Here is a 14313-nt window from a genome sequence, read left to right on the forward strand (position 1 = left end):
AGCTGATTAATTAAAAGTATCTTGGCTATGAATCACTTTGCGTAATGCATCATCACTGAGTGATGCATCATACACCCAACAAATTGGCACAAAGTGAGCAAATTTTTCACCTGTGTAACTAAAGTAAACTTTGCACTACAATATACATACACAGATTAGGGGATTTTTTGAGGTAAACGCTTTATTATATTCCATTAATATTATCACTGACGATTTATTTAGTGCCAATGATTAATTCTGCCATCATATCAGCCGCCAAAACCGATGTGCCAGACATGTCCATCGTGGCAGCTGCACGCCATTATTCACGATCAGCCTCACTCAGCCATCAGCGCGAGTTTTTTAGAAGGCTTGGTTTGGTATTATTGGTGATGATCAGCATCGGCATCTCATCGATGGCCTCAGCCAATAATACGCCCCGTTATCAGCGCGTGTCCTCTGCGCAGGCGGTCGCTAGTCAAGAGGTGTATCTGAGCGTCTCGCAGTATGAATTGGCATTGATCCAAGTATTATCAGAGATCTGCCCGCCAGTGTTAAACGCTCAACAAAAAGCCAATTTTAACCGCGCTTATAATCAGCAGCTGCGATTATTCATGCCGCGCGCTGCCAATCCGCATCAAACGCTCCGTCAGCTGACAACGCAGCGTGAATATCGAATGGTGCTGCATAATGTGCGCGCATGGACAGCCAGTTTTCCCGCCTCCGAAAATCGCGCCTTGTGCCGTGAATTTGCAAGCTTAGCACAAATGTGAATACGCCATTGATTGATGCAATGTGATCGACTGATTTTATTGATAGCTGTTGATCCATCGTTTATCTTGGCTTGATCATTCAAGATGCTTTGTTTCGCCCATCATGTTTGGTCGCTCATCAAATGGCTGCTGTGGTGCTGTAGTGATGTTGATTTTTGGCCACGAGGTTTGTGATAATTTGTTATAATAAACACAACCAAACCCTTGATGAGGCCGATATGCATATTTTTAATCGACAATTTCCCAACACGCGCCTGCGTCGTCTGCGTGTCAGTGATGGCATCCGCGAGATGGTGCGTGAGACGCATCTGGCACCATGTCATCTGATTGCCCCTGTATTTGTCATCGAAGGTACTGGCGAAAAACAAGCCATCGCCAGTATGCCGAATGTCTATCGCTACACGATTGATTTATTAATTGATTATGTCAAATCACTGTATGCCGAAGGCGTGCGGATGATTGACATTTTCCCTGTGATCAATCCCGCTCTCAAGACTGCAGACGGTCAAGATGCCTATCATCCTGAGACGCTGGCGGTACGTGCAGTGCGCGCCATCAAAGATGCCGTGCCTGAGATGATTGTCATGACTGATGTGGCGCTCGACCCTTATACCACACATGGTCAAGATGGCATCATCAATGAGTCAGGCTATGTGATGAATGACATCACCACCGAAGCGCTCGTCAAGCAAACCCTAGCCCACGCCCAAGCAGGTGCCGATGTCATCAGCCCAAGCGATATGATGGATGGCCGTATTGGTGCGATGCGTCACGCACTTGAGTCAGCTGGCTATGTCAATACCGCCATCATGGCATATTCTGCCAAATATGCATCGGCGTATTATGGGCCGTTTCGTGATGCGGTCGGCTCATCTGGCAACCTAAAAGGCCACAAAAAACAATATCAAATGGACCCTGCCAACCGAGCCGAAGCGCTGCACGAAGTCGCCCTAGACATCAATGAGGGTGCCGATATGGTGATGGTCAAGCCAGGTCAGCCTTATCTGGATATCGTGCGTGAGGTCAAAGACCGCTTTGGTGTACCGACTTATGCTTATCAAGTCTCAGGCGAATACGCCATGCATATGGCAGCCATCCAAAACGGTTGGCTCACTGAAGCAGTCATCCTAGAAAGCTTAATCGGCTTTCGTCGCGCTGGCTGTGATGGCATCTTGACTTATTTCGCCTTAGATGCCGCACGCCTACTGAACGAGGCGCATTGATTTGCCAAATCACGCTTTTGGCCAGCACTTTTTGGCGATATTTTGCGGTAGTTTTAGCCATCAACTCAACTGACGCATGCTGCCACTCTGAGCAGATGATGATAAAGATGAATGATTGTTATGTAAATTTTTAGTTTTTTATCACCTGAAAATATTTCATGCAATCAGCGCGCTTTCGCCTACCGCTTGCCAAAAAATCATGCTAGAATAACAAAATCCTCCCTAGGCGCTGCCTTTTGATATGCTGCAGCGCCGTATGATTTAGCACCAATATGGATGTACTATGACTTCAGCTACCAGAGACCAAAAGGTCGATGACACCACTTTTAATTCGGATGCCGACCTACAAAAGCAGCAGTTTGAGCAAGCTGCCCTTCATTATCATGAACACCCACGCCCAGGTAAAATTTCAGTCACCCCAACCAAAAAAATCGCCAACCAGCGTGACTTGGCTTTGGCGTATTCTCCAGGTGTGGCCGTACCTTGCCTTGAAATCGAAAAAGACCCGAAACTTGCCGCCAAATATACCGCTCGTAACAACCTAGTCGGCGTCATCACCAACGGTACTGCCGTACTGGGTCTGGGCAATATCGGTGCATTAGCATCCAAGCCTGTGATGGAAGGTAAAGGCGTGCTATTTAAGAAATTCGCTGGTATTGATGTTTTTGATATTGAGATCAACCAAAACGATCCAGATAAATTCATCGAAGCAGTGGCAAGCCTTGAGCCGACTTTTGGCGGCATCAACCTAGAAGACATCAAAGCGCCAGAATGCTTTAAGATCGAACGCGAACTGCGTGAGCGCATGAACATTCCTGTATTCCATGACGACCAACACGGCACCGCGATCATCGCTGCCGCTGCACTATTAAATGCTCTAAAACTGGTCAATAAAGACATCGGCGCGATCAAAGTCGTTTGCTCAGGCGCTGGCGCTGCAGCCATCAGCTGCCTTGAGCTGATCATCGCTTTGGGTGTCAGCCGCTCAAACATCTTTGTCCTAGACTCTCGCGGTGTCATCAATACGCGCCGTGACAATCTGGATGAATCAAAACAACGCTTCGCCCAAGACACCGATGCGGTCACGCTGGACGAAGTCATTGGTGATGCTGATTTCTTCTTAGGCTTATCAGGCCCTGGCATCTTGACCCCTGAGATGGTCAAACGCATGGCAAAAGACCCGATCATCTTTGCCCTAGCCAACCCAACGCCTGAAATCATGCCAGAGCTTGCTCATGCCGCTCGCTCAGATGTCATCATGGCAACTGGCCGCTCTGATTATCCAAACCAAGTCAATAACGCGCTGTGCTTCCCGTACATCTTCCGTGGTGCGCTCGATGTCGGTGCCACCATCGTCAATGAAGAGATGAAAATCGCCTGCGTGCATGCCATCGCTGCGATGGCACACACTGAGGTGTCGGTCTCAGAGACAGATAAAATCACCGAAAGCAAGCAATTTGGCCGTGAATACCTGATCCCAGGCCCACTAGAGCCAAATCTGATCCTAAATATCGCCCCAGCTGTCGCCAAAGCAGCGATGGATTCGGGTGTGGCGACACTACCGATCGAAGACTTTGATGCTTATCGTCAGACGCTGTCTGAGTTCGTCTATAACTCAGCCTTGGCGATGAAGCCTGTCTTTACCCAAGCCAAACAAGCACCAAAACGCATTGTCTATGCCGAAGGTGAGGATGCCAATGTCTTGCGTGCTGTACAGGTGGTCGTCGATGAAAATATGGCAAAACCAATTGTCATCGGTCGTCCTGATGTCATCGAAGCCCAAATCAAAGAGCTGGGTCTGCGCTTGACCCTCGGTGGCAATGTCGAGGTGGTGGATATTAATAACAATCCAAAACACGAACAATACTGGCAGCATTATCATCAAGACAATCATCGTCTGGGCGTATCTGCCGAGCTTGCACGCCGTGATATGCGCCGTAAGAGTTCGCTGTTGGGCGCGATGATGGTTGAGCAAGGTGATGCTGATGGCTTATTGTGTGGTACATTTGGTTACTACGATCTGCATCTGAACTATGTTCGCCGTGTGATCGGCAAGCGTGAGGGCGTAAGCGAGTACTACGCGATGAGCGGCGTCATCCTCCAAGACCGCACCTTGTTCATCGCTGACCCGTATATCCATGCCAACCCAACAGCTGAGCAGATCGCTGAGATGACTGTTTTGGCTGCCCAAAGCGTGCGCCGATTCGGTGTTGAGCCTCGCGTGGCATTGTTGTCGCATTCTGACTTTGGTACTTCACAGCGCGAATCTGCAGTGAAAATGCGTGAAGCTTATCGCATTCTGCGCGAGATGAATGTGGACTTTGAGTTTGATGGCGAGATGCATGCAGATACCGCTCTAGATGCACGCGTGCGTGAACAAAACCATCCGTTCAGCACGCTGCAAGGCTCGGCGAACCTACTGGTCATGCCGACCTTGGATGCCGCCAACATCACCTTTAACCTATTAAAGGCCACCTCAGGCGGCTCAGCCATCGGCCCTATCTTGCTTGGCGCTGATAAACCAGTGCATATCCTAGTGCCTGCATCGACTGCGCGTCGCATCGTTAACATGACAGCAGTCGTGGTCACCGATGCCCAAAATGCTGAAAAATAATTGTTAATCGTCAAAAATGTCAGCCTAAGTGCTGGCATTTTTATTGGCATTTTTAGCAAAACTTGTTATAGTAAATTCGCCTTTATCTTAGGAACATACCATGCAAGTATATCTGGTTGGCGGTGCAGTGCGTGATGGTCTGCTCGGACTACCCATCAAAGACAAAGATTTTATGGTGGTCGGTACGGATGCTGCCACCATGTTATCGCACGGCTTTAGCCAAGTGGGTGCTGATTTTCCTGTATTTTTGCACCCCGACACACACGCCGAATACGCCCTAGCCCGCCTTGAGAGAAAAGTTGGCACAGGGCATACTGCCTTTGATATTCATTCAAGTCCTGATGTCAATCTGGCTGATGATTTATTACGCCGTGATTTAACCATCAACGCCCTAGCCATCGAAGTTCAAGGTCTTTTTGATGATACGCCAGTCACAGGCGAAGTCGTGGATTATTATGGCGGACTGACTGACTTGCACGCCAAAGTCCTGCGTCATGTCAGCCCTGCCTTTAGCGAAGATCCGTTGCGGGTGCTACGGGTGGCACGATTTTATGCCCGCTTTGCCCCACTGGGTTTTGTCATTCATGATGACACACAGGCGCTCATGCAGCACATCGCTGATCAAGGCGAATTATCACACTTAAGCCGTGAACGCATTTGGCAAGAGACATCACGAGCGATGGGCGAGCCGCACGGTTTTTATTTTATCGATTGCTTGCATCAGCTTGGGATTTTGGCACATATCCTACCGCTACTTGCCGAGCGATTGGCAGATGACGAAGTTTATCAAGCCATGATGACAAGACTACAAAACGCTTGTCGCCGAGATAGCTCACTTACCACTCGCTTTGCCATGCTATTTTCGATCCTTGATGATAGCAACGAGCTCAATGACTGCCTGACACAGCTTAATACCCCAAAAGCCATCGGCCAGTTTATTCATACATTTGTGAATTATCATCAAGTTTTACTAAACTTACCGAATATCACCGCTGAACAGTTATTCACCGTCATCGAACATACCAAAGCTCATAAAGATGATACCCTACTGATGTCACTGTATGATGCTTGTGAAATTTATCAAAATAAATCAATGGCTTATCCAAAAGCATGGCTGCATGATGCCATCACTCGCTATCAGTCCGTCAGTATGGCAAATATCGACCCAGCACTCACTGGCAAGGCAATCGGTGATGAACTGGCACGACTTAGAAAGCAAGCATTGTATGGTTTATTGGGCAATTTTCAGATGGCAAATGCATTGACAGTATTTTGATCTTTTGACTTACCTATCAATTTATCTGTATCTTAATCACAATACTTAGCACTCATTAACCATGCCAAAAATCTACGCCATCGGTGATGTCCATGGCTGTCATGCACAGCTGACCACCTTGTTAACCGCACTCTCAATTGGGCCTGATGATACGCTGATATTTTTGGGCGATGTGATTGACCGTGGAGCGGATAGTAAAGGTGTGCTAGATACCATTTTGCATTATCAGTCACTTTGCCAAGTCGTACTCATCAAAGGCAATCACGAAGAGATGATGCTAGGTGCGGTGCATGAACGAGAATATCTGAAATATTGGCTAAAATTTGGCGGTATTGAAACTTTACAATCATTTGATGTAAGCACTGATTTACAAGGCTTAAAGCAGATACCATTTGAATATTTTAAATTGCTCAAATCCGCTGTGGATTATTATGAAACCGCAGAGTTTATCTTTTGTCATGCCACGCCCTTGCCACACTTGGCAATGGATAAGCAAAGCGATGAAGGCTTGCGATGGCGATTCATACCGCCCGATGGTCAAGATGCACATTGCACAGGCAAAACCATCATTTGTGGTCACTCAACCCAAAAAGATGGTAAAATCTATCATCATAATAACTTAATCTGCATCGATACCTGCGAACATGACAATCATTGCCTGACAGCGATTGAAGTGACTCAAATGCAAGTTTTTCAGGCGGATGCGACAAAATGCCGAAGTTATTTTTTGACACTGATTCACAACCATTAACACCGCTTAGCATGCGATGATTTGACATATCCAAGCAAACTGATATTGATATACTGATAAAAATATTACACCACTCATGAACAAAACTGCACTCATCACAGGCGCTGCCAAACGCATCGGCAAAGCCATCACCACTGCCCTACACGCTGATGGCTATGATGTCATCATTCATTATCATCATAGTTGTGATGATGCCCATGCCTTGGCTGATATGCTAAATACCATCCGCCCAAACTCTGCCAAAACCCTCCAAGCGGGGCTTGATGTCGTCAATAGCAGTGATGAGCTTGATGCATTCAAAGAACAAGTGCTGTCTTGTTTTGGCAGGCTTGATGTCTTGGTGCATAACGCATCTAGCTTTTATGCGACACCGCTCGATGGTACGCATGAGATGATGATGGCACATTGGGATGATTTGATGCTGACCAATGCCAAAGCACCGCTACTACTGACCCATGCATTCGCCCAAGAACTTAAGCAAAATCAAGGTAGTATCATCAGCTTACTTGACATTCATGCCGATGCCAAGCCCTTTGTTGGCTATCCGATTTATAATATGGCAAAGGCGGCACATCGTATGATGGTGCAGAGCCTAGCACTGGAGCTTGCGCCTGATATCCGCATCAATGGTGTCGCCCCTGGCGTGAATATCTTTCCTGATGACGACCAAAATCCTGAATTGAACAGTCAAACCCAAGCCACCTTGACAGACTCAGTACCACTTAAGCAAATCGGCACGCCCGAAGACATCGCAGCAGCGGTGGTCTTTATGGCAAATAGCCGATATATCACGGGGCAAATCTTGGCGGTCGATGGCGGTCGTGGACTGACCCTAAAGGGTGGATAATTGACCAAAACACCACATTGGGGAATTTTTCATCAATTTTTACAAAATAATTTGCCAAAATGGATGAAAAAATTCACAAATCGCCAAAAAACTTGCTGACAAATCGCTTTTTTTAAGCTAAAATTCACACGAATTTACATGGGTATTGAATGTTGTTACAAATCAGCAATTTTAATACCCATTTTTTCAACCCCTAAACTTTTTGTTAAATCTTTGGAGCAGATAGCCTAATCGAACCAAATTCAAACCATTGCGTTTGATACGATGAAGCTGTAGTTCTCTTTTGTGTTGGCTGCATTTTGCACACTTAAAAGGAATACCATCGTTGAATACTTCACCTACTACTAATGTCGCTCGCCTGCAGCGAAATCTGGGTCTTTGGCATGTCATCATCATCGGCCTTGCTTATATCCAGCCGATGACCCTGCTAGATACCTTTGGCATGGTCTCTCGAGACAGTGGCGGTCATGTGCCGATGTCTTACCTGTTTGCCTTGATTGCCATTTTGTTGACCTCGATCAGCTATGGCCATATGATTCGCGCTTATCCTTCATCAGGTTCGGCTTATACTTATACCCAAAAATCAATCAACCCAAGCATGGGCTTTATGGTCGGTTGGTCAAGCTGGCTTGACTATCTGCTATCACCGCTGGTCAATATCATTTTGGCGGTGATTTATCTTGAGGCGCTGTTTCCTGCGGTGAACCACTGGGTATGGGTCATTGGCTTGACGGCAATCATGACGGGCATCAACTTGTTCGGCTCAAAAGTGGTGGCGTATTTTAACAGTTGGATCGTTTTTGTACAGCTTGCAGTGATCGCGGTGTTTGTGTTCTTGACTTATGACGCTCTATCAGCAGGTCAAAACGCTGACGGTATCATCAGTCCTGAGAACGCTTACCACCTATGGAGCATGGCACCATTTTGGGACAGCATGACTTCAGTGACCGCCCTGATTACTGGTGCGACGATTTTGTGTTTCTCATTCACAGGCTTTGATGCGCTATCGACGCTGGCTGAAGAAACCAAAGATGCCAAAAACACATTGCCAAAAGCGATGATCCTAACTACGCTGATCGCAGGTATCGTGTTTATCATCAGTACTTACTTTATGCAGCTGTATTTCCCAAATCATCCAAGCACCTATTTTGAGCTAGTGGATGAGACGCAGCCTGAGATTCTAGAGGCAGTGGGTGGCGCAGTGTTTAAAGCGGTCGTGTTGGGCTTTGCAATCATTACTGTGATGGCATCAGGGATCTCAGCGCACGCAGGTGTTTCTCGCCTAATGTATGTGATGGGTCGCGATGGCGTCATCAGCAAGAATATTTTTGGTCAAATTCATCCAAAACTGTTCACTCCAGTCAATAACATCCTAATCGCTGGCGCTGTGGCATTGACTGCTGGCTTTATCAGCCTAGAAGCAGTCGTAAACCTAATCAGCTTTGGTGCATTGACCGCATTTAGCTTCGTGAACATCTCGGTGCTGTTCCATTATGTATTCCGCAACAAGATGGTCAAAACTGCTGGCGATGTACTCAGCTACATCATCGTCCCAGTAGCAGGCTTTATCAGCGTATTCTTAATGTGGCTAGAAGTGGATAGCACCACTTTTAAAGTCGGCCTATTCTGGGCAGCCATTGGCTTTATCTGGCTTGGCATTAAGACTCGCGGCTTTAAAGCACCTGTTCCGCAATATAAAGAAGAAGATGTATAATCCGACTTCACAAAAAATATCCCAAGTCTTAGCTTGGGATATTTTTTTGTTGGCTTAACATCAATGGCCTTTAAAGTGATTAACCTGCCATCGCTGGGCGAATCACCTGACCGATGGCCTCAGCGATCTCTCGGATCTCCTCCTCGCTCATATCATGACTGGCATTCATCAGCCGATCACGCACCTCGCTGTCGCTACTGATACCATCAACCCTTGGATACAGACGCGGCAAATCCAGCATCTGACGCACCAAAGCGGTCTTTAGCGTGTCTCGACTGCCCAAGTAGCGCTGATAAAAGCTTGAGTTTAGCAGACTAGCTCCGCCCTGACCCACAGCATATAAAGTCGCCATATAATCACGAATGTTCATCACGCTGTCTTGCTCGGATAGGTATAACTGAACGATTTTTGACATGCGCACCATGCGCTCACGGCGGATGCTGTATAGCTCAGCGAACATCTTATTTAGCCCTGATGCTGTCGAGGACAGACGCTCTTCGATGTGGTTAAACAAAATCGCGCGATGAGGCAGGTTTAGAAGCTGCAGCACCAATCGTGCCACGCCTGCGCCTGCACCATCTTCGACGACGATCATATCCAGCTTGCGTTTTTCATAGTCGATTAAAATACGCATCAACAGCTCATCTTTACTGGAAAAATGCTTATACAAAGTCCCTTTTGCCAAATCCAAAGTGAGTGCCAGACTGTCCAAGGTCAAATCCCCCTCGCCAGATTCCAACAGCAGCTGCTCAGCCGTCTGCAAAATACGCATCTCTCGCAGTTCGAACTGCTGCTTGCGATTACTCATTGTTCATCCTTAATGATAAAATGCTCAAGTCCATTGTGGATCGAGGCATAAAATAACTATCAGTTGGCAAATTATATCAAAACCCGTTCGCATTGGTGAATTTTTTTATACTGTATAGACATTTATTCACAAAAAATCTGGCTCATAACGGTCAAATCATCTCAGATACCAAACAGCAAGCCATCGTTGCAGTTGTTACAATTTCGCTGATATTTTTTGTGAATAATTGTTCACTTTTAAAAGCTTTTATGTTAGGATAATTTGGTAATAAAAAATCTTACCAAAGCCTTTAAAATACTGACTCTTAGCAGGTGCTGATGCAGTGATTTTATAAGTTTTTGGAATGCTTTTTATTGATATCGCAAACTTATTTTAAGTCTGCCAGTTTTGCTCTTTTATATAGGATAATTTTGGTTTATGAGCATTGAACGAAACCCAAAAGCCTTTGAAAATCCACCCATCAACTGGGTGCCTGCCATTGTGCTTTTATCCACGCCGCTGCTTGCCATCATTTTGGTGCCTTGGTATCTATGGACGCATGGCGTCAACCCTGCCGTCTGGACCGCCTTTGCGTTTTTTATGGCGTGGACAGGTTTGTCAATCACCGCAGGCTATCATCGTTTGTGGGCGCATAAGGCCTATGAAGCGCATCCGATTGTCAAATATTTCTTGCTACTTGGCGCGACCTTGGCAGTCCAAAGCTCTGCCTTTGACTGGTGTTCAGGTCATCGTACGCACCATCGCCATGTCGATGATGAGTATGAAGATCCGTATTCGGCGCGCCGTGGTTTTTGGTTCAGTCATATGGATTGGATGCTGCGCAAATACCCCAGCGGTCAGTACGATTACAAAAATATCCCCGACCTAAAAAAAGACAAACTGCTCACCTTGCAGCATAAATACTACGGTTTTTGGGTGGTGGCGACCAACCTTGTCGTCGTCGGCATTGCAGGCTTGATTACTGGCGATATGCTTGGGACATTCTTGATCGCAGGCCTATTGCGCTTGGTGTTGACACATCACTTTACTTTCTTTATTAACTCACTGTGCCACATGATCGGCACGCGTCCTTATACTGATACCAATACCGCACGAGACAATGGCGTGTTGGCGATTTTTACTTGGGGTGAGGGTTATCACAACTACCATCACTATTTCCAATACGACTATCGCAATGGTGTCAAATGGTGGCAATACGACCCGACCAAGTGGTTTATCGCCATTTTGTCAAAAGTTGGCTTGGCTGAGAATCTCAAAAAAGTCGATGACTTGACCATCAAGCACGCTGAGGTGACCATGCAATTTAAGCGTGCCCAAGAACGCATCGCAAAAGGGGGCGAACCCAGCTTAGATGAACGACTAGCCGCCTTTAAAGAGCGCATCAGTGCCGAATACGACGAATTCACCAAAACTGTCGAAGAATGGCACGCTCTAAAAGCTGAGGCCATCGAGCTAAAACGCGCGGAATTTGCCGATCGTCTGCACGATGCTGATGAGAAATTAAAAGCACAATTTGCTCAAGTCGAACAAAAGATCTTGGATCACAGCAAACGCATCGAGAAGGCATTTATACAGCTAAAAGGCAAAGCCGCTTAAGTGAGCGACACTTTTTCTCCACCCTTTATCTAAGCTTGGATAAAGGGTTTTTCTTTTGTCCACCACTTACCAAAATGTGCTACACTGATTCGCATGATTTTAAAAGTTTTGGCACAACCATCATGAAATTTATCTTTGATTATCACAAGCACGACGATCGCCTATATCGCCACATCACGCCCAATCCCCTTGAAAATCCCAAACTTGGCGGACTTAACCGTAGGTTGATCGACAGACTTGGACTGGGTCAACTAAGCGATCAAGATTGGCAAGATATCATCAGTGGACGACTATCAGCACTGGCAAATCTAAGTCCGCATGGACTACAGCCGATCGCGATGGCCTATGCTGGGCATCAATTTGGGCAGTGGGCAGGACAGCTTGGCGATGGGCGCGGTCTGTTGATCGCACAGCTATTGAATGATGGACGACTGACAGATCTGCATTTAAAGGGTGCAGGACGCACGCCATATTCTCGTCGTGGCGATGGGCGAGCGATGATCGCCAGCACCGTGCGTGAATATCTGTGTGGTCATGCACTAAATCATCTGGGCATCACTTCATCTGATGCGATTGGCTTTGTGGTGTCCGATACACCCATTCAGCGCTATCAAATGGAGCGTGCCGCGGCCTTGCTGCGTGTCAGCGACTGCCATGTCAGGCTTGGGCATATTGAATGGGTGGCGATGTATGCACCCGATTATTTAGCCAATTTTATTAATAACATCACTCAAAGCTACTATCCAGAGCTGTATGATGACGCAACCAATACAGCAGACATCCCTGCACTACTCAGCCAAATCGCCATCAATACCGCACAAATGATCGCTAAGTGGCAGCTGATTGGCTTTAGCCATGGGGTGATGAATACCGACAATCTAAACATCACCGGCACGACGCTCGACTTTGGGCCGTATGGCTTTATGGAGCGCTTTGATCCTGCTTGGATTAACAATCATTCTGATCACACTGGCCGATATACTTATCAAAATCAGCCAATGATCGGCTACTGGAATTTGGCGACGGTATTTAAGCGCCTTGAGCGCATTGGCATAATACGCGATGCCATCGATGATGCGTTGAGTCATTATGAAACAGCTCTGCACAATACCTATCATCAAGGTCTGGCGCATAAACTTGGTTTTGCTCGAGCTACTGATGAGGTCACAGCACTCGGCTATGAGCTGCTGGATCTGATGAGATCTCATCAGCTGGATTATACCAACACCTTTCGCGCACTGATCGCCGTGGTGACACAGATGATGGATCATCAGCAGGATCATACGCACGAGTGCCGGTTACTTACAACGCTGCAAAATAGCCTAGCACGAGCAGAAGATGCTTGGCAGTCATGGTTGGCGCGCTATCGCACACTGGTTCAAGGTTCAGACACACGCGCGGTGCTTGAAACGCTCAGCCAGCACAATCCCGTGTACATTCTACGAAACCACATGGCTCATCTGGCAATCGATCATGCACTCAATGATGACTTTAGCGAAGTAGAAAGACTATTTGAAATATTAAGTACACCTTATCAAATACACCCTGCTGCCACGATGGCTGACATCACACCCGCCAGCACTGATCAGCAGGTCGCGGTCAGCTGCCTGTCTTAATGGGCAGAGCTGCCAAATAAAATCCTTTTATAGATTGGGGAATTTTGGTAAAATAAGGTATTTTTAGCTGGAGCGTATTATGCTCAGTATTTATCTGCTGATTCCTTTGAGTTTGATGCTGTTTGTGGTGGCGATTTGGGCGATTTATTATGCGGTCAAATCCAATCAATTTGAAGATTTGGATAACGCCCCCGAACAGATCATCCTTGACGATCGTCAAGCTCGCCGCAAAGCCCAAACCTCTCCCAAGCCCAAGGACTGATTATGACCGCTGTTTTGATTTTTGCTGCGCTTAGCATGGGTTTTTTGGGTTCGCCGCACTGCCTTGGAATGTGCGGTGGCATCGTGGCGGCATTTGGACTGTCGATGCAAGACCAACACCCTACCAAAAAAGCCTTGCTGATGGCAGGCTATCACCTAGGCCGCCTCGGCAGCTATCTGATTTTGGGCTTAATGGCTGCCACCATCGGTAAGCACATCTTTGCGCCCTTGATGGCCAATGGCAATATCCCAAAATATCTACTCGGTGGCGCTCTGATCTTTGCTGCACTTTTGATGCTTGGCTTGCCGATGCTCAATCGCCTAGAAAAAGCAGGTCTGGGACTGTGGAATGTCCTTGCGCCGATCCGTAGCAAGGTGTTGCCGATGGATAATCTACCAAAGGCATTGGCGGCAGGGTTATTGTGGGGATTTTTGCCTTGTGGTCTTGTTTATGGTGCGCTGGGTGTGGCGCTTAGCCTATCAGCGGATCAGAGCATTGGCCTTGCAGCGACTGGCTTTATGGTATTTTTTTGGCTTGGGACTTTGCCGATGCTCTTGGCAACTGGTTCGCTGATTGCTTGGCTGCGCTCTAAGATTGCCGCCTTTAATCTGCGTAAATTCAGCGGTGTGGTGATGCTCATCTCAGGGCTTGCCATCGCCTTTAGCGCACCGATTATGCAGGCGATGCACGGTAGTCATGGCGCGCACAGCTCTCATGATGCGCATAACACCCAAATGCACAGTGCTGATACTGACAGCCATAGCAACCATACCAATCACAGCACCCATACTGACCATAGTCAACATGCACATCATTAAAATAAACACCCCAGTTTTGAACCGACCCCCAATTCT

General features: G+C 47.0%; 12 protein-coding genes. 11 read left to right on the forward strand and 1 reads right to left on the reverse strand.

What is annotated here, in order from left to right:
• Positions 1 to 227: 227 nt before the first annotated feature.
• The 7 genes from B0681_RS03795 (at position 228) to B0681_RS03825 (ending at position 9177) form a co-directional block, all read left to right on the forward strand.
• Positions 228 to 752, forward strand: coding sequence for an MCR_0457 family protein (locus B0681_RS03795; RefSeq protein ID WP_078317429.1), 525 nt, complete (start codon positions 228 to 230; stop codon positions 750 to 752).
• 218 nt (positions 753 to 970) lie between these two features.
• Entirely contained in the window at positions 971 to 1975 is a 1005-nt protein-coding gene (gene hemB / locus B0681_RS03800; protein WP_078317430.1) for a porphobilinogen synthase, read from the forward strand.
• Between the two features lie 283 nt (positions 1976 to 2258).
• Positions 2259 to 4589: an NADP-dependent malic enzyme gene (locus tag B0681_RS03805; RefSeq protein ID WP_078317431.1), complete on the forward strand. Its 2331-nt coding sequence runs from the start codon at positions 2259 to 2261 to the stop codon at positions 4587 to 4589.
• Between the two features lie 100 nt (positions 4590 to 4689).
• On the forward strand, positions 4690 to 5865 hold the full coding sequence (locus tag B0681_RS03810) for a tRNA nucleotidyltransferase (RefSeq protein WP_078317432.1): 1176 nt from the start codon (positions 4690 to 4692) through the stop codon (positions 5863 to 5865).
• 61 nt (positions 5866 to 5926) lie between these two features.
• A complete protein-coding gene (locus tag B0681_RS03815; RefSeq protein ID WP_078317433.1) occupies positions 5927 to 6616 on the forward strand; it encodes a metallophosphoesterase family protein in 690 nt (229 codons plus the stop codon).
• Positions 6617 to 6692: 76 nt separating this feature from the next.
• Complete coding sequence (locus B0681_RS03820; RefSeq protein WP_078317434.1) at positions 6693 to 7463, forward strand: pteridine reductase; 771 nt, start codon at positions 6693 to 6695, stop codon at positions 7461 to 7463.
• A gap of 325 nt (positions 7464 to 7788) precedes the next feature.
• A complete protein-coding gene (locus B0681_RS03825) occupies positions 7789 to 9177 on the forward strand; it encodes an APC family permease (protein ID WP_078317435.1) in 1389 nt (462 codons plus the stop codon).
• Between the two features lie 79 nt (positions 9178 to 9256).
• Here B0681_RS03825 and B0681_RS03830 read toward each other — a convergent pair whose 3' ends face one another.
• Entirely contained in the window at positions 9257 to 9985 is a 729-nt protein-coding gene (locus B0681_RS03830; protein ID WP_199174083.1) for a TetR/AcrR family transcriptional regulator, read from the reverse strand.
• A gap of 417 nt (positions 9986 to 10402) precedes the next feature.
• Here B0681_RS03830 and B0681_RS03835 point away from each other — a divergent pair, with 417 nt between their 5' ends.
• The 4 genes from B0681_RS03835 (at position 10403) to B0681_RS03850 (ending at position 14277) form a co-directional block, all read left to right on the forward strand.
• Positions 10403 to 11581 (forward strand): acyl-CoA desaturase, encoded by a 1179-nt coding sequence (locus tag B0681_RS03835; protein WP_078317436.1) that lies wholly within the window; start codon positions 10403 to 10405, stop codon positions 11579 to 11581.
• A gap of 122 nt (positions 11582 to 11703) precedes the next feature.
• Entirely contained in the window at positions 11704 to 13197 is a 1494-nt protein-coding gene (locus tag B0681_RS03840; protein ID WP_078317442.1) for a protein adenylyltransferase SelO family protein, read from the forward strand.
• A 79-nt stretch (positions 13198 to 13276) separates the two neighbouring features.
• Complete coding sequence (gene ccoS, locus B0681_RS03845; protein WP_078317437.1) at positions 13277 to 13459, forward strand: cbb3-type cytochrome oxidase assembly protein CcoS; 183 nt, start codon at positions 13277 to 13279, stop codon at positions 13457 to 13459.
• 2 nt (positions 13460 to 13461) lie between these two features.
• Positions 13462 to 14277, forward strand: a complete 816-nt coding sequence (locus B0681_RS03850; protein WP_078317438.1) for a sulfite exporter TauE/SafE family protein — start codon at positions 13462 to 13464, stop codon at positions 14275 to 14277.
• Positions 14278 to 14313 lie beyond the last annotated feature (36 nt).

Source organism: Moraxella porci DSM 25326, from assembly GCF_002014855.1.
Lineage (GTDB): Bacteria > Pseudomonadota > Gammaproteobacteria > Pseudomonadales > Moraxellaceae > Moraxella > Moraxella porci.

Coding starts and splice junctions, on each gene's coding strand:
- B0681_RS03795 (WP_078317429.1), top strand. CDS start 228: ATGATTAATTCTGCCATCATATCAGCCGCCAAAACCGATGTGCCAGAC.
- hemB (WP_078317430.1), top strand. CDS start 971: ATGCATATTTTTAATCGACAATTTCCCAACACGCGCCTGCGTCGTCTG.
- B0681_RS03805 (WP_078317431.1), top strand. CDS start 2,259: ATGACTTCAGCTACCAGAGACCAAAAGGTCGATGACACCACTTTTAAT.
- B0681_RS03810 (WP_078317432.1), top strand. CDS start 4,690: ATGCAAGTATATCTGGTTGGCGGTGCAGTGCGTGATGGTCTGCTCGGA.
- B0681_RS03815 (WP_078317433.1), top strand. CDS start 5,927: ATGCCAAAAATCTACGCCATCGGTGATGTCCATGGCTGTCATGCACAG.
- B0681_RS03820 (WP_078317434.1), top strand. CDS start 6,693: ATGAACAAAACTGCACTCATCACAGGCGCTGCCAAACGCATCGGCAAA.
- B0681_RS03830 (WP_199174083.1), bottom strand. CDS start 9,985: ATGAGTAATCGCAAGCAGCAGTTCGAACTGCGAGAGATGCGTATTTTG.
- B0681_RS03835 (WP_078317436.1), top strand. CDS start 10,403: ATGAGCATTGAACGAAACCCAAAAGCCTTTGAAAATCCACCCATCAAC.
- B0681_RS03840 (WP_078317442.1), top strand. CDS start 11,704: ATGAAATTTATCTTTGATTATCACAAGCACGACGATCGCCTATATCGC.
- ccoS (WP_078317437.1), top strand. CDS start 13,277: ATGCTCAGTATTTATCTGCTGATTCCTTTGAGTTTGATGCTGTTTGTG.
- B0681_RS03850 (WP_078317438.1), top strand. CDS start 13,462: ATGACCGCTGTTTTGATTTTTGCTGCGCTTAGCATGGGTTTTTTGGGT.